The following is a 22,807-nucleotide window of genomic DNA, read 5'->3' as shown; positions in this document are numbered from 1 at the left end:
CAGAAACCCGTGAACGTGTAAGGGAGGCTCACCGCCGCCTCCCTTACATCCCAGGCTCCCGGCGGGAAAATCGTCGCTACGCGATTCATTCGTCTTATGCCGTCTGCCGGTCGGGTCGGGGTCGAGCCTGCGTCCATGCAGGCCGTCCCCTCTGCCCGCATCCCTGCGGGCAGACCCGGGCAGCCGTCAACGCCTCATCGATTTTCAGCCGAACCGGTGTCATCGCTGCAACGCTCTGACTTCCAGTTCAATCTGTTTTGCTGTTCAAACCTGTTCAAATAAAAATGCAGATGGTCAGGTGTGGGCTGGTCCGGCTGAAAATTGCCGACGTGTTTCCGTAAGGCAGGGAGAGCCAGCATGGATGCTGGCTCAGGGCGCGCTTTAAGGCGAACGTAGCAATACGCAGGAGGCAACAGATTCATTACCTCCGGTCCGTTAACTAACTAGCATTACCGCAGTCGCAGCCCTTTTACTTATCTAAGCTATTACCAGACAGGCATTTCATCCTGCAGGAACGGATTATGTAGCCGTTCGTTACCCAGTGTAGAAAGTGGGCCGTGACCCGGAATAAACGTCACGTCATCACCCAATGGTAAGAGTTTACGTTTAATCGAATCAATCAATTGGTTGTGATCTCCGCGTGGAAAATCGCTGCGCCCTACGCCGCCTTTGAAAATCACGTCGCCTGAAATCAATAACTTTGATTGTTCATCAAAGAAGACAACATGCCCTGGCGTGTGACCCGGGCAATGCAGCACCTGTAAGGTTACGTTGCCGACGCTAATCCGATCGCCTTCGTTTAGCCAGCGATCGGGCGTCAACGGCTCACAGTCACCCAGGCCAAACATGCGACTTTGCGCAGGCAGCCCCTGCAGCCAGAACTCATCTTCTTTTTCCGGCCCAATAACCGGTACACCGTAATGCTGTGCCAGTTCTGCCGCCGCCCCAACATGATCGAGATGACCGTGGGTAAGCAGGATCTGCATGAGCGTCAGACCGCTGGCATCGACTTCCTGTTTGATTTTCTCGGCATCACCGCCGGGATCGACCAGTGCGGCCAGACGCGTCTGCTCACACCAGATTAGCGAGCAGTTCTGGGCGAATGCAGTGACCGGAATAATACGATAGTTCATACAGCTCCTGTTTCATTAAGCTTACGGATCACCAGTGCCGTGCAGGCCCGGTGTCAATATGCACAAAGTTACTGCTGGGGTAGTATCCTACACCACCTGCGCGCATAGATAACGCAGCTTTGCGAATATTACTTAATGCGATGCCTTCAATATGGAAATCCATAGCCTGTCCTTTCGTGTGGTAGCTTTTCTTTGCCACACCACGACTACGTGCACGGAGTTCGTTATTGGTATCGATGGAGCGATAGCCGGAGATCAGTTGTACGGGTTTACGCGTACCCAGCAGTCCCTGCAGACGGAAGAGTTGATCAAACAATCCCGGGTCGATGGATTTCACTTTATTCGCCCGAAAGTCACGGAAAAAGTGATTAAGTTTTGCTAATTCGTCCTGAATATAGCCCCTGCCATCAAAAAACTCTGCTTTAATTGACTCACCGGTATGCAGGTTATTCAACGTCAATATACGCGGACGTGGGGTGGAGAGTGTTGCAAACGCAGGCGTGGGCAGGATGGCAGCGCCGAGGGCAATACCACCAAGCGCCAGCAATTTGCGGCGATTAGCGTCAAATTTGTCCATGGTATTAAGGTCTACAGGTCAATGTTATCGTATGTATGCTCTAGCGCACGCGGGAAACCTTATCTGGCTAAGTAGTCCACGTCAAGGCTCCCAAACCCAGGAAATACGGGGCTTACAGCCATCCTGCCCCGTTTTCGTCATAACTTACGACAATCATTTTCCTCGAACTGCTTCATTTATCTGATTAATTGCTCAGCTTTCGACATGATTTGTGCGCTGGATCGCGCTGTCTGATCGTAATTGTAAATATCTGTACGATACTGAGTGCGTCCATCGCTTCCCACAAAGGCAGTCAGATAGTAGAGGTTGACCGGAATATTCTGGCGGATATTTACATACCGCGTATCCCCTTGCTTCAGGGCATCCGAGATGCGCGTATCATTCCAGCCAGCATCCTGCAGCAGCATATTCGCCAGTTCCGAGGCCTTATTCACGCGCACACAGCCAGAACTTAGCGCCCGAGTATCCTTCTGGAACAAATTATGGTTTGGCGTATCGTGCAGATAAATGGCATCAGAACTCGGCATGTTAAATTTATAGCGCCCCAGCGAATTACGCGCGCCCGGTGCCTGCTGGAAGCGGAACGGCAGATTTGAGGCGGTGATTGTAGCCCAGTCGACCTGCCACGGATCTATCGTCTCTTTGCTGTTCCAGCCGCGCATTACAGTATACCCGTGACGCTCAAGGTACCCCGGATCGTTCCACAATTTAGGCAGAATATCTTTTCGGGCCAGCGTCGGCGGTACGTTCCACGGTGGGTTTACAACCACATTATTCAACGCGCTGCTCATCATCGGCGTTTTACGATCGGGACGTCCGACAATAACACGGGAAGCCAGCACCTGATTTCCGTTCTGATAATAAACCAGCGAGTAGGCTGGGATGTTTACCATGATGCCGGTAGACAGATCGCTCGGCAGCAGGCGCAAACGCTGAATATTTAACGCCAGTACGCCCGCGCGTTGAGCAGGCGTCACGTTCAGCCAGTCGCGTGTTGCAGGACCAATCGTGCCATCGGCCCCCAGCCCCTGCCATGTCTGAAAACGTTTCACCGCATCAACAAGTTCGCGATCGTAGGCGCTACGCCCTTCTTTGGCAGAAGTGCTGACACCGGCGTTCAGCATTCCGGTGCGACGCAGAATTTCGCGCAGCGCCGGGATATCATTACTCCATTCACCGGGACGCAACGTCGTGGTGCTGGTTAACCGTGGCCAGGGTCGCGAATCCCCCACCAGCTTCAGCAACGACTCATGCATCGCTGCATACTGTGGATGTTGAGGTGTAAGGCTGGTGATAAATGACGTTAGCTGACCATTGTCCAGCGCCACCTGCCATTGGTTAACAACGGAGAGCGGTGGCGTTGCCAGAGCATAAGGCTTATCGCTATACAGCCAGCGGCTACCTTTGACGGGGATATTGGCAATAAAGTGCAGATAGCCCATCATCGCATCAGAAAGCACAGTATCACGTGCCAGGCCAGTGACTGCCGGGTCAGTCAGAAGTGCAACCCACGAGGTGAACTGCGGCTGAAAGCCGGCAATCGCCACCTCGGCTAACTGTTGTTGAAAGGCTTTTACCGCATCACGATTTTCCCACATCGGTTTCATTTCGCGTGCGGCATACAGTAATTCCAGCTGGCTCATATAAACCGGCGTATAGCCTGCTGGTAGCTGAGATTGCAATTCAGCGCGGGCTTGATCAACTGACACGCCCTGCGGCAGCGGTTGAATCCCCGCCATGATCGCCGTCGCGGAAGATTGTACCTGCGGTTGCGATAACGCTGTAGGCTGTTCGCTAACGGCCGCAGAGCTGTCGCCAGGAATCATTTCAGGCTCATCGGCCTGCGCATTGAACAGTGGAGCGAATGTTACGGCCAGGCACAAACTGATTGCCGACAGCCGACGACCACACATTTTATTAAGCAACATCCCTTGCCCCCTGTTTTCTTTATCATACTTTGAGTAGCCAGACCGCCTGTATTCCCCGTTACTCTCACGGGAGCGGGCCTGTCAAACGCCAATACATTCTGAAGTATGACGAGCAAGCCCGGTGACGCGTTAGGCTTACCTTCAGTATATAAACATCAAATCATTTTTGCCTAACCTAATGTAAAGAAGTCTAAAGAAATTACACCAGGTATCATGAGCATATCGGAAAAGAAAAAGGCGGCTTTAGCGCCGCCTTTTTACTTAGCTTGCCTGCGAAGAGGCATCTTCTATCCCAGGTAACGGCTCAGGCAACTGAGGGGCAAAACCACGCAGACCCACCACGTGAACGTGTTCGGTATTCTGGAAGACTTTACGCACCAGTTTGTAGGTTGTGCCTTTCTCCGGGCTGATATTTTCCGGCGCAGCAATAATCAGCTGCATCTGCAAACGCTCGCACAGTTCAAACAGGGTTGCGATGGAGCGGGCATCGAGTCGTGCGGCTTCATCAAGGAACAACAGGCGGCATGGCGAGATATCTTTCCCACGCAGTCTACGACCTTCATCTTCCCAGCTTTGAACAACCATCACGAGGATTGACATCCCGGTACCGATCGCTTCCCCTGTGGACAGCGCGCCCGATTCGGCACGCAGCCAACCGTCAGAACCACGGTTAACCTCAACTTCCATTTCCAGGTAGTTGCGGTAGTCGAGCAGTTCTTCACCAATGGTTTGCGGCGTACGCTGTCCCATGTCGATCTGCGGATTAAGACGCTGATACAACTTCGCCAGCGCTTCAGAGAAGGTCAGACGGTTGCTGTTAAACAGGTCCTGATGCTGTTCATGCTGCTCGGACAGGACATCCAACAAAGTAGCGTGCGTTTCTCGCACGTTTACGTTCAGACGAACGCTGTTTACCTGACCAAACGACACGCTTTGCAGACCCTGGTTCAACATACGAATACGGTTCTGTTCGCGCTGAATCGTCTTACGAATAATATTCGCCACGCTGCGAGAGCTGATAGCCAACTTCTGTTCACGGGAGGTTAACTCTTCCGTCAGACGGCTCAATTCAATCTCCATCTGCTCGATGGCTTCGACCGGATCGTCGGTACGGATAATATCCTGGCGAATACGTTCACGCAGATGCTGGTAAACCGCGACAAAAAACTGAATTTTACGTTCTGGACGTTTGGGATCTTCAGACATGCGCAGCACATCGCGCAAATGTTCGTTATCCGCAACGGCCAGACGCAGCGCGCCGAGCGCCTTATCCGACATCGAGCGCAGTTCATCACCGGACAGATACGCCAACTCGCGACGGTGCAGACGGCGCTCAACGCCGTTGTCTTTCACCATCCGCATCACGGCACACCAGCCGGCTTTCGCAGTCACCACCTGCTCACGCATCTCAAAATAATCGCGCTCAAGCTTGCGCAATCTGCGGGTCAGGTTTTCCATCTCTGCTTCGCAGAAGGTCAGCGCTTTTTCCAGTTGGTTGCGACGAGCGCGGTTATTACTGAGCTGTGCGTGCAGTTCATCACGACGGATACGCGCACGCTCTTCAGCGCCGCTGTCTGCGCGAACGCCGATATCCTGCAATTCGCGTTGTAAATCGTTAAGCAGCTCTTTCTTGGTGTCGTAGGAGCTTTTCAGCGAGGCCATAACCTGATTGTACTGGCTCAACTGCGCGGCGTGGCTGCGCAACGCTTCACGGGCGCGGGTACGTTCAGCTTCCGCCTGTTCCAGACGTTCACGCAGTTTCTCATTCAGATCGCTGTTGCCGCTCAGCATTTCGGCGGAGTCGGAATAGCTAAAGTGCGCCCGGCGCTGAACGACTTCAGTGAGTGCAAAGGCCTGCTGGCGTGCATCACGCTGCGTCTGCTGAGAATACGCGTAGTCTTCTTTCAGCTGTTCAAACTGCTCCGGGTCATTTTGCAGAACGGAAACCATCGGCTCCAGCCTGGCTAACTGATTGCCGTGCTGCTGCACAAAACGCGCCGCTTCCTGGGCTTCATCCAGACGTTCGCGAATTTCGTCCACACGATCGGCCAGCGTGTCATCCGCCAGCAGATTCAAACGCGGCAGCAGGCGGTTAAGAGCAGAAACCCCCTCTTTCGCCTGTTCAAACTGCGTGCGGCTTTGCTGATTATCATTTTCATGGTTGGTCAGCGCACGTTCGAGTTCAACGCGACGGCTGTTCAACTGACGAATTTCGGCTTCCGGATCGGCCTCAAACGCCACCGACAGATGGCTGCCGATAAAGCGGCTAAACGCCTGGTGCAGACGTTGGGTTTTCTGGACGTCAAAAGAGAGCGTTGCAAAACGTTCAGACAGCCCCTCACGCTCGGCGTGTAGCGTTTCGATGCGGCTTTCACGCGCGGCACGACCAAAAATCGGCACCGTTGGGAAGCGGGAGTAACGCCACTGGCGCTCGGCGGTTTTCACCACCACCGCTTTTTCCAGCTCATCGACACTGAAAACGCTGTCATCAAACGACTGCGGATCCCCTTCGATGAAGTAGAGGTCTTCCGGGCAATCCGTCAGCCCATCAAGTTGCTCAGTAATCAGCGACAGATCCGGCACCACGATGGCATGACGCGAAGGACCGTAAAGCGCAGAGAAGTACGGCGCATCTTCAAGGCTAACATCGTCATAGATTTCAGACAGCAACACGCCGCCGAAGCGTTCTGCCAGCGCGTTCAGACGCTGATCTTCCGCCCCGCCCGGCTGGCTTAGACGTTCAATCTCTTCATCAACTGCATTTTTACGCGCGCCGACTTCATCACGCTCAACAATGGCTTCACGCTCGCGCTCCAGCAACTGTTGCAGGTACTCGGTGACGTCCTGGCTGGAGGTAAATTCTTCGCCACACTGTTCGCTAAGCTGGTTTAGGCTATTTTGCGCGGCCAGCCAGACCGGCGCGCGTTGCATCAAATGCTGGATACGAGACTGCAACTGCTCCTGCTCCTGGCGCAACGTCATACGTTGTTCGCTGGCAGAAGAGACGCTGTCCGACAAGGCGGCGATACGCGCTTCCAGCTCCTGGTGCAGTGCTTCCAGCTCATCGATATCGAACTGTTTACCCTGACGCTTGCAGAATTCAGCCAGCAGACGCTCGGCTTCCTGCTGTTCGCGCAAACGCTGTTCCAGCTCGCTCAAACGCATGCGCAATGGCTGAACCTGTTCAGCCAGGTGGCGCTGTTCAACACCTTCGCGCAGCAGCTCACGTGCGACGCCCCAGGCATCACCACGTGCCAGTGGGCCGTTGATAGCCGCCACCAGTTGATAAGCCTGCTCGAACTGACTGTGCGCGGTTTGTGCCACGCTCATTTTTTGTTCCAGCGTCAGCAGTTTTTCAGTGGCTTCCTGCTCTTTCGCCTGGAACGTCTCCAGCCATTCGGCAGCACTGTCGGGCGTCAGATCCGGTAAGTGACAGAGCTCTTTCGCCCGATTTAGCGCCTGAATCGCCTGAGTGTACTGGATGGCGCGCGTTTGCTGAACGTCCAGCGCCTGCTGGTAATCGGCAAGCTGGCTTTTCAGCTCATCCACTTCCAGTTCGGCGGCTTCCGCGCGGGCTTCGTTTTCATCCTGGCGGTCAACGGCTTCCGCGACCACCTCATTTTGTTCTTCGAGACGAACCTGCAGTTCTTCGAGATCCGCTTCGTAGCGTTCAATTTTTTCCTGCTGACGCAGCGCGGTTTGCACCAGATTCAGGTGATCGCTTGCCGCCTGATAATCCGCTTCCAGATCGCCTTCCGCGCCGTTATGCTCGCCCAGTTCACGCGCCATATCCACGTGCTTGTACTGCTCTGCGGCCAACTGCTTGCGTGAGGTATGCAGCTCACGACGATATTCCAGCGCTTTATCAAGATGGATACGACGTTCGTTGGCGTGGCGCATATAATCCGCAGCCACATAGTTGGTCGCTTCGCTGATCAAATGCTTAAACAGGTCACGATCTGACTGGGTGACGCGAATCGCTTCCAGCGTCATGCGGTTTTCACGTAGCGCCGCTTCCATATCCTGGAACGCTTTACGCACGCCGCCGTTTTCCGGCAGCAGGTAGTCACGCAGCGAGCGGGTAATGGCGCTGGAAATACCGCCGTACAGTGAGGCTTCAATCAGGCGATAGAATTTACTACGGTCAGAGGCAGAGCGCAGACGACGGGCGATGATCCCCAGATCGAACATCAACGAGTGATAATCGGTGATTGAGTTAAACTGCTTAAACTGCACACCTTCCATCTCATCAAGCTTCTCTTTCAGCTCTGCGAGAGACAGAACGCGAGCCTGGCGTTCGTTCAGGGTTTCCGTAACCAGTTGGGTTGGCTGCACCGACATCGGCAACCCCTGAATCGCAAACGGCTTGATGTCCACTTTACGATCGCGCCCGGCAACCTGCTGCAGACGCACGCCGACGACCACACGCTGATGGCGCGAGTTGAGCACGTCAAGCATTGAGTAACAGACACCTGCTTTCAGCTTACCGTGCAGGCCTTTATCACGTGAGCCGCTGGTTGCACCGGCTTCGGTGGTGTTACGGAAATGCAGCAGAGTCAAGTCAGGGATGAGCGCCGTAACAAATGCCGCCATGGTAGTGGATTTACCCGCACCGTTACCGCCGGACAGCGTGGTAACCAGTTCATCAAGGTCAAACGTACGGGCAAAAAAACCATTCCAGTTAATCAGCGTAAGTGAGCGAAATTTACCGCGTTCAATCATTATTCTTCTTCTCCACTGTCCGGCTGATTATCTTCTGGCTCATCGTTAAGCTGCAGGCGGTTCTCGACCGGCATCGCTTCGCCATCACGAATCAAGCGACGCTGCGCTTCGCGCGGATCGTCACCGCTGCGTACATCCGCGCCAAAGCGGAAGACTGATTCCGTAATACGGAATTTGCTGCTGTCATGACCCATAAACCATACCATGCCTAAGCGGCGGAGACGGTTTAGCGAAGAACGAACCTTTTCCTGGAGTTTCTGGCGATCAACGTCCGAACCGGTTGAACGGTTGTTCACCAGCTTCAGCAGTTTGGCTTCATCCGCCAGCGTTAATAGCTCGTCATACAGCTCTTGCTGGGTAAAAATCCCTTCGTTCGCCAGGCGTTCCGGGCTGAGATAGAGATAGCAAAGAATTTTACCGACCATCATATCCAGTTCAGACAGAACCGAACGGGGAATGAGCGTCGTTGAACGTGGACGAAGGTAGAAGAACCCTTCCGGGGCACGGATCAATTCCACGTTATAGCGGCTGTAAAACTCTTCAAAATATTCCTGAAAATCCATCAGGAAGGCATGATTATCCAGTTCATCCAGGCCGATATGGCGACCCGAACGTAAAGCGCTATCCAGCGCTGGAAATAACGGATTCGCCAGCGCCTGCGCCAGCTTTACCGGCATCACTTGTTCAATATTTGTCAATGACATGCGCCTGTACCTTGGCTCCGTAATCATTAATCGGCTGCCATTTCGCGGGCAGTCCGGTGAAGTCTGCTTGCGCTACGCCAAGACGTACCGCCTGATCAATAACAATACGCGCTACGTCGAAGTGACGCGCACGTGGGTATTGCGCCAGATACTCGCGCACGACCAATCCGAGATCCAGTGGCGTTTGTCTGGATTTATAGATAGCCAACTGCTCTTCGATAATTGCCGCCAGCTGTTCGCGGATCTCGTTAAATTCTTCATATTCCAGATCGGCGGGCAACTCGCCGGTGACCTCTTCATCACGCAGCACCATCTCTTCGTCGCGCATATCCAGTAGACGATCGGCGTTGGCATAGGTCAGCGCCCACGGATCGTCAAAGTAGGTCTGCACGGACTGGCGCAGACGCTGGGCAAAGACGCGGTTTTTGTCCATATCGATCGCGGTACGGATAAACTTGTGCACGTGACGATCGTAACCGATCCACAAATCGATGGATTGCTGACCCCAGCTGATAATGCGATCGAGCTTGCTTTGTAAGTCAAACACCAACCGGTCGACAAAATGCAGATCGTCATGTGCCATCGTCGCATCCTGAATGCGTAACAGGTTCGCCTGGAGCTTATCCCCTGCCGCTTCCAGCGTATCCTGCAGCTCACGCAGCGTACCAGACGTTTCAGACAGCAGCATTTCACAGCTGGAAATTGCCGCCCGCCAGTCCTTATTCAGCAACTGTGCGATATCGTCTTTTACCTGCTGCTGCTGCTCATCCATAATGCGCTGAGTCAAATCAATACTGTCGAAAATTTCCGCTACCGAATACTTCAATGGCGCATAGACGTTGCGGTGCCAGTGGAATTCATCACCACCTTCCGCGGCAGCATCTGCCGCACGCTTCAGCTCACCAGCAACAATCGACAACTGCATCGACAAACGCAATGTAGAGAATTCGCGCTGACGAATATAGTAATCCGTGATGCCAATTCCCAGCGGCGTTAAACGATAAATAGCGTTACCTTCCGCCTGCTCGCTGGTAAAGCGGTTCAGCAGACGTTGACGTACCATGTCGTTAATCGCGTTATTGGCGCGAACACCGATGGTTTCGCTGGTTTGCTCAAACGCATCACTCACATGGCGGAACGCATCCACCAGCTCGCCTTCACTCATCTCACCGTCAAGTCGCTCACCGTTCAGCGTGGCTACCGCCAGCAGGAACGAAAGTCTGTCTACCGGCAGAGAAATGGAGAAGTCATTTTTTCTGGCCCAGGCAACCAGTTCGGGGACTGTCTGGGAAAATTCACTCATAGGTTATCCTTGCATCTGCGGTTTGCGCGCGGTGACATGAATATAGCGGCCAAGGCTGATATACGGTTCCTGGCGGCAATAGCGCGTTTCTAACTCAAGTAACATTTCATAACCGTCACGCTGTTGATGCTTATCTCGCAGATAATCATGAAACACGCGTACGCCTGTCTTACCGGTTATCTGCCAACCGATCTCTTCCAGCCACTGATAAACCTGTCCTGGTTCACGCGGATAGTCTGGTGAAAGCGTACGTTTTTTACGTTTTGGCATCCCAACCTGCACATAGTCGAAATTCCCTGCGACCATGTTGTGCATCAGCAGACCGTTAGCATTGTAGAACATTAACGATAACGCGCCGCCGGGACGTAATACCGACCACAGGGTTTGCAGCACGCAAACCGGTTCGGCCACCCATTCCAGCACAGCATGAAACAATATCAGATCAACCGGGCTTTCCAAATGCGCAGCAACATCCTGAGCGGCGCATTGTATGAAATGCATGTTTCCGCTCACACCTTTTGCCTCTGCTGCCTGTTGCGCACGGGCGATCATCTCACCGGACAGGTCGCATAATGTCACGAAGTGACCGCGCTCCGCCATTTTGATGGCCGTTTGCCCTTCGCCCCCCCCTGCATCCAGAATATGTAATTTCTGTTCACCGAGCGTGGGCAGTAGGCGATCCAAATCCTGCCAGAGAATAGCCTGTCTTAATTGACCTTTGGTGGTGCCGTAAATGTTACGGGAAAACTTCTCTGCAATGTCATCAAAATTGCGATCCCGCATCGGGCTCTCCACAGGCTGGCTTTAGGGCGACTAAGTAAAACCGCTATTTTGTCACACCCACGCCGAGAATGAACCTTCCTGGTGTAATATCCCTGCAGATCCCCTGCTGTATGGTTAAAAAAGGAACCAAAAAGGATGCTTTTTACGCTGAAGAAAGTGATTGGCGGTATGATGCTGCCGCTTCCGTTGATGCTGCTTGTGATGGGCATCGGCCTGGGGTTAATCTGGTTTAGCCGCTTTCAGAAAACGGGGAAAGTGTGTATTAGTCTGAGTTGGCTGGCGCTGTTACTTCTTAGTTTGCAGCCCGTCGCCGATAGCCTGTTGAAACCGCTTGAGGATAGTTATCCAACCTGGCAGGATAGGCAAAAAGTGGAGTACATTGTGGTGTTGGGTGGCGGATATACCTGGAATCCGCAGTGGGCGCCGAGTTCAAACCTGATCAACAACAGCCTTCCACGTCTGAATGAAGGTATTCGCCTATGGCGCGCAAACCCGGGATCGAAGCTTATCTTTACCGGCGCTGCCGCAAAGACCAATACTGTCAGCACGGCTGAAGCTGGCGCTCGCGTGGCGCAGTCGCTGGGCGTCCCCCGCAGCGAGATCATTACGCTGGATAAACCTAAAGATACCGAAGAAGAAGCGACCGCAGTGAAACAGGCCATTGGCGATGCGCCGTTCCTGCTGGTGACATCCGCATCGCACTTACCGCGTGCGATGATTTTCTTCCAGCAGGCCGGACTGTATCCTTTGCCTGCACCCGCCAATCAACTGGCCATCGATTCCCCACTCAATCCGTGGGAGCGGGCAATTCCTTCGCCTGTCTGGCTGATGCATAGCGATCGTGTTGGTTACGAAACGTTGGGGCGCATCTGGCAGTGGCTAAAAGGTTCAGGCGAGCCACGGCAGCAGTGATTTCGTTGCCAGGTCAAAGTTGGAACGATTAAAACGTCCGGTATTGACCAGTTGCGCAACCTCATCCCATAACACATACAACCAGCGCCGCCAGATGAACGACTCCGCCACTGGCGCGCGCTGCAGGTATTGCCATAGCAGGCTTTCCGCCAGCGCATTATCCATTAAGCGAAACAGTTCATATTCCCTCGGCGCCCACAACATCAACCCAGGCCCCACCATCGCCAGAAGCTGATCGCTACGGGCGTCTTTAAGCATACTGCGTAAGCTGAAATTACCGTGGATCAGCACACAGTTATCATTGAATCCTTCAAATAAAGCGGGCAAACACTCACGGGTGCGAAACAGGATCCGTTTGTCCTGCATCGTCAGCCCGGTATTGTTGAACTGACTTAGCGTAGTCCACAGCACCTCTACTCGCTGACGATACCAGGATGGCCAGATATTCTCTTGCGTGTTATCCACCATTCCCACACAGCCGCGGCTATCCTGCCGATGCCATGAAAGCAGACCTTCTACAATCTGATCCTTTAAATGTTCCCAGCGTTCGGGCGTTCTGGCAGGCGCTTCTACCGGCACACCGCGTAAACGCTCAAGCAACAGGACATCAGGGCCGGGATGCTCTTCGTGCGTTAAGACACCATAAATGACTGGCATACGCACCGTTCCGCTGCGTGCCAGCATGGTGGTTTTCCATGCTAACTGCTGCGCCATCCCCGGTGTGGTGAAACTTCTCGCCATCAGTGGCATCGGATTTCCCTGGCTGTCATACAGTGACCACAGAGCCGTATCCACTTTTTCATTTACGCATTCAATACGACTGAGTTTTTCACCCAGCAGATGGCTGAGTTCGGCACGCAACTGTTCCATTTCAGATTGCCCTCATAAATGCTACTGCTTTCATAATGAGCGTCGTGCAGACAGATGTCACCCGGATGAGATCAATTGATGAAAAGAAAAGTGGAGGAAAAGCGTAACGATACGATACGCCTCCCAAAAATACGCGTCATACTTCAAGCTGCAGGTGAGTCAAGCCTCCTGCAACTTAAATTATTCAGCGTATCTTAATGGAGAATCGTGAGAAAAACTAAGGCATCTCAGCGCGAACACGCTCAAGATCTTCAGCGGTATCAACCCCTGTGCCAGGAACTTCCTTAGCAACGGCGACGTGAATTTTTTCGCCGTACCACAGCACACGCAGTTGCTCCAGCATTTCAATATGCTCAAGCGGACTCGGCTGCCAGTTTACATAACGGCGAATAAATCCGGCGCGATAACCGTAAATGCCCAGGTGACGCAGGAAAGTATCGCCCACCGTTTCGAGGCTTTTGGCGAAACGGTCGCGATCCCACGGAATGGTCGCGCGTGAAAAATAGAGCGCATAACCTTCGGCATCCAGCACAACTTTTACCGCATTCGGATTAAATGCCTCTTCCGCGCTGTGAATCGGGGCTGCAAGGGTCGCCATACCAACCTGGCGCTGCGCCAGATTCTCAGCGACCTGGCGAATAATGACCGCCGGGATCATCGGCTCATCACCCTGTACGTTCACGATAACGGTATCATCGCTAAAACCACATTTCTCGACAACTTCCGCCAGTCGCTCCGTGCCAGACTGGTGATCGGCACGTGTCATGCACACTTCGCCACCCACCGCTTCTACCGCACGAGCGACATCTTCATGATCGGTAGCAACAATAATACGCTCAGCGCCAGATTCACGCGCTCGCTCCAGCACATGCACAATCATGGGCTTGCCGTTGATATCCAGCAGCGGCTTACCCGGTAAACGTGTGGACGCATAACGCGCAGGAATAATGACCACAAAACTCATGATTTACTCTCATCAGCAGTCAGAACACGGGCTTCGGTTTCCAGCAAAACTGGAATGCCATCGCGCAGTGGGAAAGCAAGGTTATCCAGTTTACAAATCAGTTCCTGTTTTTCCTGGTTAAACCAGAGTTTGCCATTGCATACCGGGCAGGCAATGATTTCAAGCAGACGATGATCCATAGTTCCTCCAGATGGACCGGATTGTGAATCCGTAAATATTAACATAATCAATTAAGAGGCTGGGTCTATTTCCCAACCGTGCCGGGAGTCAGCAAATAAACCGTCCGGGCAATTCCCCAATGTCACTCGCGTCGCCTGCTGCCAGCGAGCAAAATCACTGATGGCCTGGAGCAAGCCTTTTTGCAGAGTAACCCCAGGTTTGATGTCATCCTGCAACCACAGCGAAATAACCTCCAGCACGCCGGTTTTACGGTGCATTTTGGCGTCCATGCGCCCAACTAACTGCCCGCGATACAGCAGCGGCAAGACGAAATAACCATACTGACGTTTGGGCGCTGGCGTATAGCATTCCAGTCGGTAGCTAAAATCAAACAGCTGTTCTGCCCGTTTACGATCCCAGACCACCGGATCAAACGGGGATAAAACAGCGCTGTGGGTGGCAGTCAACTTTCCCGCCAGAGCAAGTTCCAGTTGCGGCTGAAGGTGGCTATGCAGCCACAAGGTGCCCAGCCCTTCTACATCAACAGGAATTATATGTCGCTGTTCCCTTCGCATATCGCACCAGTTTTTTAACGCCGGACGCTTCAGGCGATAGTAGTCCGCCAGCCACTGCTCACGGAAAATACCCAAACTACGGGCGCTGTTATCCAGCATCATAATTTCGGCTTCATCCTGCGACAGCCGGTCACGCTCATCATCCCAATGAGGCATGACGCGATGCGTTAAATCATACACTCGCTGAAAATTACGCCGCTCCACCACCATCACTTTCCCGGATGTAAAAAGCCCTTCCAGATGCCGCTTTTGTGGTTTCCATTCCCACCAGCCGCTGGCCCCCTTACGCGAATGCTCGAAATCGGCTGAACGTACCGGCCCGTTATGCTGGATATGCTGCAACAGTTGCTCTATTTCATGAGCATGTTCTTTCATCCACGCCGCTTTGTATTTCCAGCCCATTTTTTCCGGAGCCAACATACGATGGCGTATCAGCGTAAAGTCGCTGCGCGGTAAAAAACAGGCTTCATGCGCCCAATACTCCATCAGTTCGCCCTGCATTAAGGAGTCATCGAGCCATTGGGGGGAATAGTCGCCCAAACGACTAAACAGCACCAGATAGGGGCTGCGCGCGACAATATTGATGGTATCGATTTGCAGTAACGACATGCGCGAAATGGTGGGAAGAATATCTGCAGGCGTTGCCCGACGGCGTGTTTTTTTCAGCAGCCCCTGGGCAGCAAGGTGAAGATGACGGGCATCCGTCAGAGAAAGACGCGGCAACAACATTTATGGCCTCATAAATGATTCGCTGCCGCAGCGTGAATCAGTCAGCGAGTCAGCGAGATTAAGCTATCCAGCAACGCATCAGGCCGTTCGCCTGACAGATGTGCGTCAACGGGTAAATACCACCAGTTATCATCGGCAAATGCGCGGCATTTCACGGCATCTTTTTCCGTCATCACCAGCGTTTGTCCTTCGGCTAACAACGCACTGACGTCACTGTAGGTCAGAGACTGATGGTCCGCCAGTGCGACACATTTTTGTGGCCTGGCGCCACATGCCTCAAGCGTGGCAAAAAAACGGGGGGGATGGCCGATACCCGCCATGGCGACAATATCAGGCAGTTGCGCGACATCGCGGCGTTCACCAGTACGTAAATTAACGGCCAGCCCCGGCTCAAGAAGCATGGGAATTTCACCCGGTCGCGCCACGCCGCCATTAACGATCGTGGCATCCACCGATTTCAGCCGACCCGCACGCTCACGCATTGGGCCCGCAGGGAGCCACCAGCCGTTACCAAACCGACGAACACCGTCAATCACCACGATTTCCACATCACGTGCCAGACGATAGTGCTGTAACCCATCGTCTGTCACAATAATCTGCACATCATGGTGAGCAAGGATCGCTTTTACCGCATCCGATCTTACCGGAGATACCGCTACGGGTACGCCGGTACGTTGAAAGATAAGCACAGGCTCATCACCCGCTTCTGCGCTAGTAGTGTCTGCTGTTAGCAATAGCGGATACGTCGCCGCTTTCCCGCCATAGCCACGAGACACTACGCCCACACGAATACCGCGTTGCTGCAGCTGTTCAACCAGCCAGATGACTACCGGTGTTTTACCATTGCCGCCTGCGGTAAGATTGCCGACCACCACCACCGGTACTGGCGCACGCCATGCACGTTTAAGCCCAAGCTTGTAGCATAGACGAATCCCGCCACTCACCAGACCATACAGCCAGGAAAGTGGCAATAATAATCGCCACAACGGCGATTCACCGGACCAGATACGTGCGATCATTGACCAAATTGCATTTTATGTAATTGTGCATAAACCCCACGCTGCTCAAGCAGTTCGCTATGGGTTCCGCGCTCAACAATCAGCCCGTCTTCTACCACGATGATCTCATCCGCCTGTTCAATGGTAGAAAGGCGGTGAGCAATAACCAGAGAGGTACGGTTTTTCTGTAGCTCATCAAGTGCAGACTGAATCGCGCGTTCGGATTCGGTATCCAGCGCCGACGTAGCTTCATCGAGGATCAGGATCGGACTGTCGCGCAGCAAGGCGCGAGCAATGGCGATACGCTGGCGCTGACCACCTGAAAGCAGCACGCCGTTTTCGCCAATCACCGTATCCAGACCATCATCCATCTTGTTGATGAAATCCATGGCGTAGGCCATCTGCGCAGCTTTTTCGATCTGCTCACGGCTATACATATCGGTACGCGCGTAGGCAATATTGTTGGCAACCGTATCATTGAACAGGTGAACGTTCTGCGATACCAGAGCCACCTGATCGCGCAGAGATGACAGGGTGTATTCACGCAGGTCGTGCCCATCCATCAGAATCTGCCCTTCATCGATATCGTAGAAGCGCGTGATCAGGCTGGCAATAGTGGATTTACCCGAACCAGAACGTCCAACCAGGGCAACGGTTTTGCCCGCCGGAATATTCAGGTTGATGTTACGTAACGCAGGAATGTCACGGCCCGGGTAGGTAAAGGTCACATTACGGAACTCCAGATCGCCGGAAGCGCGCTCAATGACGCGTTTACCTTCATCTTTCTCTTGTTCACTATCCAGAATCGTAAATAAGGTCTGGCATGCCGCCATACCGCGCTGGAACTGTGCATTGACGTTAGTCAGTGACTTCAGCGGACGCATCAGGGCGATCATTGAAGAGAAGACAACGGTGATTGTCCCTGCCGTCAGGTTTTCCATTACGCTTGGGAAACTGGCCGCATATAACACGAAGGCCAGAGCCAGAGACGCAATCAGCTGGATGATAGGGTCAGAGATAGAAGAGGCGGAAACCATCTTCATACCCTGCAGACGCATCTTGTTGCTGACTTTGTCAAAACGCTTGGTTTCAACTTCCTGACCACCAAAAATCAAAACTTCTTTGTGGCCTTTCAGCATTTGCTCTGCGCTGGTGGTCACCTGCCCCATGGTGTTTTGCATGTTTTTACTGATGCTACGAAAACGCCTGGAGACCACTCGAATGGCCACCGATACGATGGGCGCCAGCACAATTAGGATCAATGACAGCTGCCAACTGTAGTAGAACATCATGATAAACAGGCCAATAATTGAGGCCCCTTCACGTACCACAGTGATCAATGCGCCGGAAGACGAAGACGCGACCTGCTCGGAATCATAGGTAATACGTGATAGCAACGTGCCTGTAGACTGTTTATCAAAAAAGGCGACAGGCATGCCCATCATATGACCAAACAGGCGGCGACGCATGGTCATGACCACTTTACCTGACACCCATGAAATGCAGTAGCTGGAGACATAGCTCGTAATACCGCGAACTATCATTAGCCCAATGACCACCAGAGGCATCCACAGCAGTACAGAGCGATCAGTTTTACCAAAACCATCATCCAGTAATGGCTTGAGGAGCGATAACATGAAGGTATCGCTGGCCGCGTTAAGGACTAACGCTATACCCGCCACGATCAGACCCGATTTAAAAGGCGCTATGGTTGGCCATAGTCGGCGAAACGTCTGCCACGTAGAGAGATCTTTATCGTTATGCATTCAAAAAACCAGCATTTGTTAGAATAGCCGCATATTCTACCCGTTATCCTCCAACACGCCAAACCACTGATGATACCAACGGGGTAAAATCTGATCCCGTAAGCTGCGTATTCGCCAACTTTTTTGATAAATATCCAGCGTGATTTGCCCCTGGTGGGGTGTGTCCAGCCACTGATAATTTTGTTGCCGGTAACGCTGTCGGACTTTCCATGACGGTAGACGCCAGGCATTGTAGCGGGATGCTGAGGCTATTGCGGCCTGTCCGCTAACGCGTTGAATCAGCGCCAGTGAGGATGATGTGTTACTCCCATGGTGTGGAACCTGCACAAACGTAGCCTGCAGATGCTGCCAGTAGTGACTTAGCATTTTTTGTTCAGCAGAGGATTCAATATCACCTGTCAGGAGAATACTCTGATGTCCGTCATCCACCTTTACCACGCAGGAATGGTTATTCCCCTGCTCTTTATTTCCACTGACTGGCCAATGTGCGCTAAATGTTAATCCCTGCCATTGCCAACGCTCCCCGCGAAAACAAGGGAGATGCCCTTTCCAGCCCAACGGACTTCTGACCCACAGTGACGGCCAGGCTTGCCGTAGTGATTGCAACCCTCCCCGATGATCCAAATGTTCGTGGCTTAGAATTACCCCTTGCGGTTCCAGGTTGTGCCAACGTAGCCAGGGAATGATCAACTGCTGCGCACTATCGCCCTCGGGCCAGGCCAACCCGGTATCATAGAGAATCGCTTTGCCATTACGGACAATCACCATTGCCAACCCCTGTCCTACATCCAGCATATGTACCTGCCACAAATCAGCGCGGGGTGTTCTCCAGAACGGCCCACTCAATAACAAAAGCCCGGTAAAACAGGCAACCGGTAGCGTTTTCCAGGCATTTAATCGCCATGCAATAAGCATCAGCCATGGGGACAGTGCAAACCATCGCCAACGCGCATCAATGTTGAGCCATCCTTCCGGTAAGCTATTGAGACCCCAAAATAACAGCGCCAGGGAACGGTCAGCGAGATACCACAGGCCTGCCTCAATCATCACCTGACCGGTTAAATGCACGACCATACCCGCTAATATCAGAGGAACTGAAACAAATGTGACCAGCGGTACCGCAAATAAATTGGCCAGAAATGAGCTCAGGCTAACACCGTGAAATAATGCGATTTGGGCAGGCAGAAGCAGAAGCGTAATGCCAAATTGCAAATGAGCAAGCGCCAGCACTGCACGTCCGATACGCGAGAGCGGCCAGTACGGCATCGGCATCCACTGATACCAGAATATCAGTGCCGTCACAGCGAAAGCAGACAACCACAGACTTTGTGAAAGCACCGCGACCGGATCCACTACCACAATTGCTGCCAGGCAGGTAATCCAGACCGTCCAGTCACTCCACTGCCTGCCGCTTAGTTTTAGTGCCCCCCATACCATTAGCGCGATGACCGTGCGTAATGCCGGTGGTTGCAGGCCCGTCAGCCAGGCATAAAATGCAGCGCAGAGCACACCCCCGACTAGCGGAGCCTGCCAGCAGATCCAGCGTGTCGGCATTAAAAATTGTCCACCTCGTATCAGTCCGCCAGCGAGGAGTGCGGCAAAAGCAATATGCAGCCCGGAAATGGCCATCAAATGTGCTGTTCCGGTATCACGCATTATATTTTTTACCGCCTGCGATACAGACAAACGTTCTCCCATCCCCAGCCCCAGTATGACTTGCTGCCAGGGATAGGCGGCAAGCGTGGTTTTTAGCGAGGAGAGATAACGTGCACGCAGACTGCATTGCGGCGTAATCACTGAGGCCTGCAGAAAACGCCCCGTCAGCGGCTGATGCTGTGCCAATGCATAGCGCTGGCTATCAAATCCACCTTCATTCAGTTGCCCATGCACAGCGCGAACTTTCAGCGTCATCGCCCATGTCTGACCAGCGCAAACATCGCCGGGTAAATACTGCCCATACAGTACGACGCCAACGGCAGGAAATATCCGGCTCCCCTGAAGGTGTGTAATCTGACCGTAGTGCGTGGTCATATTGTCAGTCCCGGTTATTTGAACGATAGCCTGCTGCGTTTTGGCTGGGAGCGCATCACCAGTCCAGATAACCTCTTTCGCTGCCAGTATTCCCCACAGGAAAAACAGCAGGACTAACCCGGCGTAATGCATATATCGATGAGGAATGAGGCAAAGCAGACACGCCAGACCAAATACAAAGCTGACACACAGCATGTCAGGTAATACGGGTAATACCGTCAGCGGGAGAATGCCGCATAACGCACACGTACTAACTGTTGTTATTTTCATATGACACCTCCCTGTGACAGGGAGTGTGCAGGACAACTCAGCAGATGTCTGGCAGCTAATTACCGGTAAACGAGGTGCATTCCGCTGTTATTTAACTGCAGATGTAACATACAAATAAGTTGGGAGAGAGATTCCAGTACAGAGAGGTAAAAATGAAAAAAGCACCCATACAGGTGCTTTTCTCGGGGCTAAGTCTTGCTGAGGACTTAACCGTAAATATTGGCGCGATCGCGCAGTTCTTTACCCGGCTTAAAGTGCGGAACGTATTTTCCTTCCAGGTCCACTTTATCGCCGGTCTTCGGATTACGTCCGGTGCGTGGTGCGCGGTAATGCAAAGAGAAGCTGCCGAAACCGCGGATTTCAATACGCTCGCCCTGCGCAAGAGTCGAGGCCATATGTTCCAGCATCTCTTTTACTGCATCTTCAACCGCTTTCGCGGGAATATGAGGTTGCTGGGTTGCAAGTCTTTCAATCAATTCTGACTTGGTCATGATTCCTCCGGTTCCTTAAAGGCAAAATTAGCTGCTGCATTGATTAAGGGCGGCCGTAGCCGCCCTTTGTCATTGATTACAGGACGAATCCTGTAATCTGTCAAGCTACTCGTCACCCTTTGTGCTGTTAACAGCACAAAGGATTTAGAGCACTCGATATTACTCGCCTTTAGCTGCTTTGAAAGCTTCAGCCATTGCGTTGTTAGAGAAGTTAGCATCTTCCTGTTTGTTAACAGTTGCGATTGCATCTTTCTCATCAGCTTCGTCTTTAGCACGAACAGACAGGCTGATTGCACGGTTCTTACGATCAACGCCGGTGAATTTAGCTTCAACGTCGTCGCCTACGCTCAGAACCAGAGTTGCATCTTCAACGCGGTCGCGGGAAGCTTCAGAAGCGCGCAGGTAACCTTCAACGCCGTCAGCCAGTTCTACGGTTGCGCCTTTAGCGTCAACTGCAGTGACTTTACCGTTTACGATTGCGCCTTTCTTGTTCAGTGCAACCCAGTTGTTGAACGGATCTTCTGCGAGCTGTTTAACGCCCAGAGAGATACGCTCACGTTCTGCATCAACCTGCAGAACAACTGCTGCGATTTCGTCGCCTTTTTTGTATTCACGTACTGCTTCTTCGCCTGCAACGTTCCAGGAGATGTCAGACAGGTGAACCAGGCCGTCGATGCCGCCGTCCAGGCCGATGAAGATACCGAAGTCAGTGATAGACTTGATTTTACCTTCAACACGGTCGCCTTTGTTGTGGGTTTCCGCGAACTGCTGCCATGGGTTGTTTTTGCACTGCTTCAGACCCAGGGAGATACGACGACGTTCTTCGTCGATATCCAGAACCATAACTTCCACTACGTCGCCAACGTTAACAACTTTGGACGGGTGGATGTTTTTGTTGGTCCAATCCATTTCGGAAACGTGAACCAGGCCTTCAACGCCTTCTTCGATTTCAACGAAGCAGCCGTAGTCGGTCAGGTTGGTCACGCGACCAGTCAGTTTGGTACCTTCCGGATAACGCTTAGCGATAGCTACCCATGGATCTTCGCCCAGCTGTTTCAGGCCCAGAGATACACGAGTACGCTCGCGGTCGAACTTCAGCACTTTAACAGTGATTTCGTCGCCAACGTTTACGATTTCGCTCGGATGCTTAACGCGTTTCCATGCCATGTCGGTGATGTGCAGCAGGCCGTCAACGCCACCCAGATCAACGAATGCACCGTAGTCAGTGAGGTTCTTAACGATACCTTTAACTTCCATGCCTTCCTGCAGGTTTTCCAGCAGTTGATCGCGTTCTGCGCTGTTTTCGGATTCGATAACGGCACGACGGGAAACAACAACGTTGTTACGCTTCTGATCCAGCTTGATTACTTTGAATTCAAGCTCTTTGCCTTCCAGGTGCAGCGTGTCGCGGACCGGACGAACGTCTACCAGGGAACCCGGCAGGAACGCGCGAATACCATTCAGCTCAACAGTGAAGCCACCCTTGACTTTGCCATTGATAACACCAGTAACGGTTGCAGCTTCTTCGTAAGCTTTTTCCAGCGTGATCCAAGCTTCGTGACGTTTAGCTTTTTCACGGGACAGCAGGGTTTCACCGAAGCCGTCTTCTACTGCATCCAGAGCAACGTCAACTTCGTCACCAACCTGGATTTCCAGCTCGCCCTGGGCGTTTTTGAACTGCTCTGCCGGAATGGCGGACTCAGATTTCAGACCGGCGTCAACCAGTACTACGTCTTTGTCGATAGCAACAACAACACCACGAACGATGGAACCCGGACGGGTTTCGATTTCTTTTAAGGATTCTTCAAACAGTTGAGCAAAAGATTCAGTCATGTTTAATCTTCAGGTTTCATATTTAACGTCCACCTGGCTCCATGCCGGATGGGGTTGTT

At 52.7% G+C, this 22,807-nt stretch carries 17 protein-coding genes; 1 reads left to right on the top strand and 16 read right to left on the bottom strand.

Annotation, left to right across the window (positions count from 1 at the left end; all coding sequences use genetic code 11):
* Positions 1-485 precede the first annotated feature (485 nt).
* From OGX91_RS01380 to cmoM, 7 genes are all read right to left on the bottom strand, one after another.
* Positions 486-1,133 carry an MBL fold metallo-hydrolase gene (locus OGX91_RS01380; protein ID WP_086523635.1) on the bottom strand — a complete coding sequence of 216 codons (648 nt, stop codon included), beginning with the start codon at positions 1,131-1,133 and terminating at the stop codon, positions 486-488.
* 28 nt (positions 1,134-1,161) lie between these two features.
* Complete coding sequence (gene mepK / locus OGX91_RS01375) at positions 1,162-1,710, bottom strand: peptidoglycan L,D-endopeptidase MepK (RefSeq protein ID WP_003831948.1); 549 nt, start codon at positions 1,708-1,710, stop codon at positions 1,162-1,164.
* Positions 1,711-1,886: 176 nt separating this feature from the next.
* On the bottom strand, positions 1,887-3,638 hold the full coding sequence (ldtD, locus tag OGX91_RS01370; RefSeq protein WP_005123544.1) for a L,D-transpeptidase: 1,752 nt from the start codon (positions 3,636-3,638) through the stop codon (positions 1,887-1,889).
* 261 nt (positions 3,639-3,899) lie between these two features.
* Positions 3,900-8,360: a chromosome partition protein MukB gene (gene mukB, locus OGX91_RS01365; RefSeq protein ID WP_286625254.1), complete on the bottom strand. Its 4,461-nt coding sequence runs from the start codon at positions 8,358-8,360 to the stop codon at positions 3,900-3,902.
* Positions 8,360-9,064 (bottom strand): chromosome partition protein MukE, encoded by a 705-nt coding sequence (gene mukE, locus OGX91_RS01360; protein ID WP_005123548.1) that lies wholly within the window; start codon positions 9,062-9,064, stop codon positions 8,360-8,362. The genes mukB and mukE overlap by 1 nt, the downstream gene beginning before the upstream one ends.
* Positions 9,045-10,367: a chromosome partition protein MukF gene (gene mukF / locus OGX91_RS01355; RefSeq protein WP_005123549.1), complete on the bottom strand. Its 1,323-nt coding sequence runs from the start codon at positions 10,365-10,367 to the stop codon at positions 9,045-9,047. Before mukF ends, mukE begins: the two co-directional genes overlap by 20 nt.
* Positions 10,368-10,370: 3 nt before the next feature.
* Positions 10,371-11,150, bottom strand: coding sequence for a tRNA uridine 5-oxyacetic acid(34) methyltransferase CmoM (gene cmoM, locus OGX91_RS01350; protein ID WP_040231810.1), 780 nt, complete (start codon positions 11,148-11,150; stop codon positions 10,371-10,373).
* Between the two features lie 135 nt (positions 11,151-11,285).
* On the opposite strand from cmoM, the gene elyC reads away from it, so the two are divergent.
* Positions 11,286-12,062 (top strand): envelope biogenesis factor ElyC, encoded by a 777-nt coding sequence (gene elyC / locus OGX91_RS01345; protein ID WP_005123552.1) that lies wholly within the window; start codon positions 11,286-11,288, stop codon positions 12,060-12,062.
* Here elyC and OGX91_RS01340 read toward each other — a convergent pair.
* From OGX91_RS01340 to rpsA, 9 genes are all read right to left on the bottom strand, one after another.
* The gene (locus tag OGX91_RS01340; protein ID WP_005123553.1) at positions 12,039-12,932 is read right to left on the bottom strand and encodes a YcbJ family phosphotransferase; all 894 of its coding nucleotides are present in this window, start codon (positions 12,930-12,932) and stop codon (positions 12,039-12,041) included. The genes elyC and OGX91_RS01340 overlap by 24 nt on opposite strands.
* 217 nt (positions 12,933-13,149) lie before the next feature.
* Positions 13,150-13,896 carry a 3-deoxy-manno-octulosonate cytidylyltransferase gene (kdsB, locus tag OGX91_RS01335; RefSeq protein ID WP_005123554.1) on the bottom strand — a complete coding sequence of 249 codons (747 nt, stop codon included), beginning with the start codon at positions 13,894-13,896 and terminating at the stop codon, positions 13,150-13,152.
* Positions 13,893-14,075 (bottom strand): protein YcaR, encoded by a 183-nt coding sequence (ycaR, locus tag OGX91_RS01330; RefSeq protein ID WP_003035793.1) that lies wholly within the window; start codon positions 14,073-14,075, stop codon positions 13,893-13,895. The genes kdsB and ycaR overlap by 4 nt, the downstream gene beginning before the upstream one ends.
* 51 nt (positions 14,076-14,126) lie before the next feature.
* Positions 14,127-15,359, bottom strand: a complete 1,233-nt coding sequence (locus tag OGX91_RS01325) for a winged helix-turn-helix domain-containing protein (protein ID WP_286625251.1) — start codon at positions 15,357-15,359, stop codon at positions 14,127-14,129.
* Between the two features lie 41 nt (positions 15,360-15,400).
* Positions 15,401-16,378: a tetraacyldisaccharide 4'-kinase gene (lpxK, locus tag OGX91_RS01320; protein WP_286625250.1), complete on the bottom strand. Its 978-nt coding sequence runs from the start codon at positions 16,376-16,378 to the stop codon at positions 15,401-15,403.
* A complete protein-coding gene (gene msbA / locus OGX91_RS01315; RefSeq protein WP_040231807.1) occupies positions 16,375-18,123 on the bottom strand; it encodes a lipid A ABC transporter ATP-binding protein/permease MsbA in 1,749 nt (582 codons plus the stop codon). The genes lpxK and msbA overlap by 4 nt, the downstream gene beginning before the upstream one ends.
* A gap of 36 nt (positions 18,124-18,159) precedes the next feature.
* Positions 18,160-20,424 (bottom strand): ComEC family protein, encoded by a 2,265-nt coding sequence (locus OGX91_RS01310; protein WP_286625249.1) that lies wholly within the window; start codon positions 20,422-20,424, stop codon positions 18,160-18,162.
* A gap of 206 nt (positions 20,425-20,630) precedes the next feature.
* Positions 20,631-20,915 (bottom strand): integration host factor subunit beta, encoded by a 285-nt coding sequence (gene ihfB, locus OGX91_RS01305; RefSeq protein ID WP_003035780.1) that lies wholly within the window; start codon positions 20,913-20,915, stop codon positions 20,631-20,633.
* A 159-nt stretch (positions 20,916-21,074) separates the two neighbouring features.
* Positions 21,075-22,748: a 30S ribosomal protein S1 gene (gene rpsA / locus OGX91_RS01300; RefSeq protein WP_003035776.1), complete on the bottom strand. Its 1,674-nt coding sequence runs from the start codon at positions 22,746-22,748 to the stop codon at positions 21,075-21,077.
* Positions 22,749-22,807: the final 59 nt, after the last annotated feature.

This window comes from Citrobacter sp. Cpa228, from assembly GCF_030333085.1.
GTDB lineage: Bacteria > Pseudomonadota > Gammaproteobacteria > Enterobacterales > Enterobacteriaceae > Citrobacter > Citrobacter pasteurii.
This window is presented reverse-complemented; position numbering and strand designations above follow the sequence as displayed.

Coding starts and splice junctions, on each gene's coding strand:
- kdsB (WP_005123554.1), bottom strand. CDS start 13,896: ATGAGTTTTGTGGTCATTATTCCTGCGCGTTATGCGTCCACACGTTTA.
- OGX91_RS01380 (WP_086523635.1), bottom strand. CDS start 1,133: ATGAACTATCGTATTATTCCGGTCACTGCATTCGCCCAGAACTGCTCG.
- mukB (WP_286625254.1), bottom strand. CDS start 8,360: ATGATTGAACGCGGTAAATTTCGCTCACTTACGCTGATTAACTGGAAT.
- ycaR (WP_003035793.1), bottom strand. CDS start 14,075: ATGGATCATCGTCTGCTTGAAATCATTGCCTGCCCGGTATGCAATGGC.
- OGX91_RS01325 (WP_286625251.1), bottom strand. CDS start 15,359: ATGTTGTTGCCGCGTCTTTCTCTGACGGATGCCCGTCATCTTCACCTT.
- msbA (WP_040231807.1), bottom strand. CDS start 18,123: ATGCATAACGATAAAGATCTCTCTACGTGGCAGACGTTTCGCCGACTA.
- mukF (WP_005123549.1), bottom strand. CDS start 10,367: ATGAGTGAATTTTCCCAGACAGTCCCCGAACTGGTTGCCTGGGCCAGA.
- ihfB (WP_003035780.1), bottom strand. CDS start 20,915: ATGACCAAGTCAGAATTGATTGAAAGACTTGCAACCCAGCAACCTCAT.
- mepK (WP_003831948.1), bottom strand. CDS start 1,710: ATGGACAAATTTGACGCTAATCGCCGCAAATTGCTGGCGCTTGGTGGT.
- OGX91_RS01310 (WP_286625249.1), bottom strand. CDS start 20,424: ATGAAAATAACAACAGTTAGTACGTGTGCGTTATGCGGCATTCTCCCG.
- mukE (WP_005123548.1), bottom strand. CDS start 9,064: ATGTCATTGACAAATATTGAACAAGTGATGCCGGTAAAGCTGGCGCAG.
- ldtD (WP_005123544.1), bottom strand. CDS start 3,638: ATGTTGCTTAATAAAATGTGTGGTCGTCGGCTGTCGGCAATCAGTTTG.
- elyC (WP_005123552.1), top strand. CDS start 11,286: ATGCTTTTTACGCTGAAGAAAGTGATTGGCGGTATGATGCTGCCGCTT.
- OGX91_RS01340 (WP_005123553.1), bottom strand. CDS start 12,932: ATGGAACAGTTGCGTGCCGAACTCAGCCATCTGCTGGGTGAAAAACTC.
- cmoM (WP_040231810.1), bottom strand. CDS start 11,150: ATGCGGGATCGCAATTTTGATGACATTGCAGAGAAGTTTTCCCGTAAC.
- lpxK (WP_286625250.1), bottom strand. CDS start 16,378: ATGATCGCACGTATCTGGTCCGGTGAATCGCCGTTGTGGCGATTATTA.
- rpsA (WP_003035776.1), bottom strand. CDS start 22,748: ATGACTGAATCTTTTGCTCAACTGTTTGAAGAATCCTTAAAAGAAATC.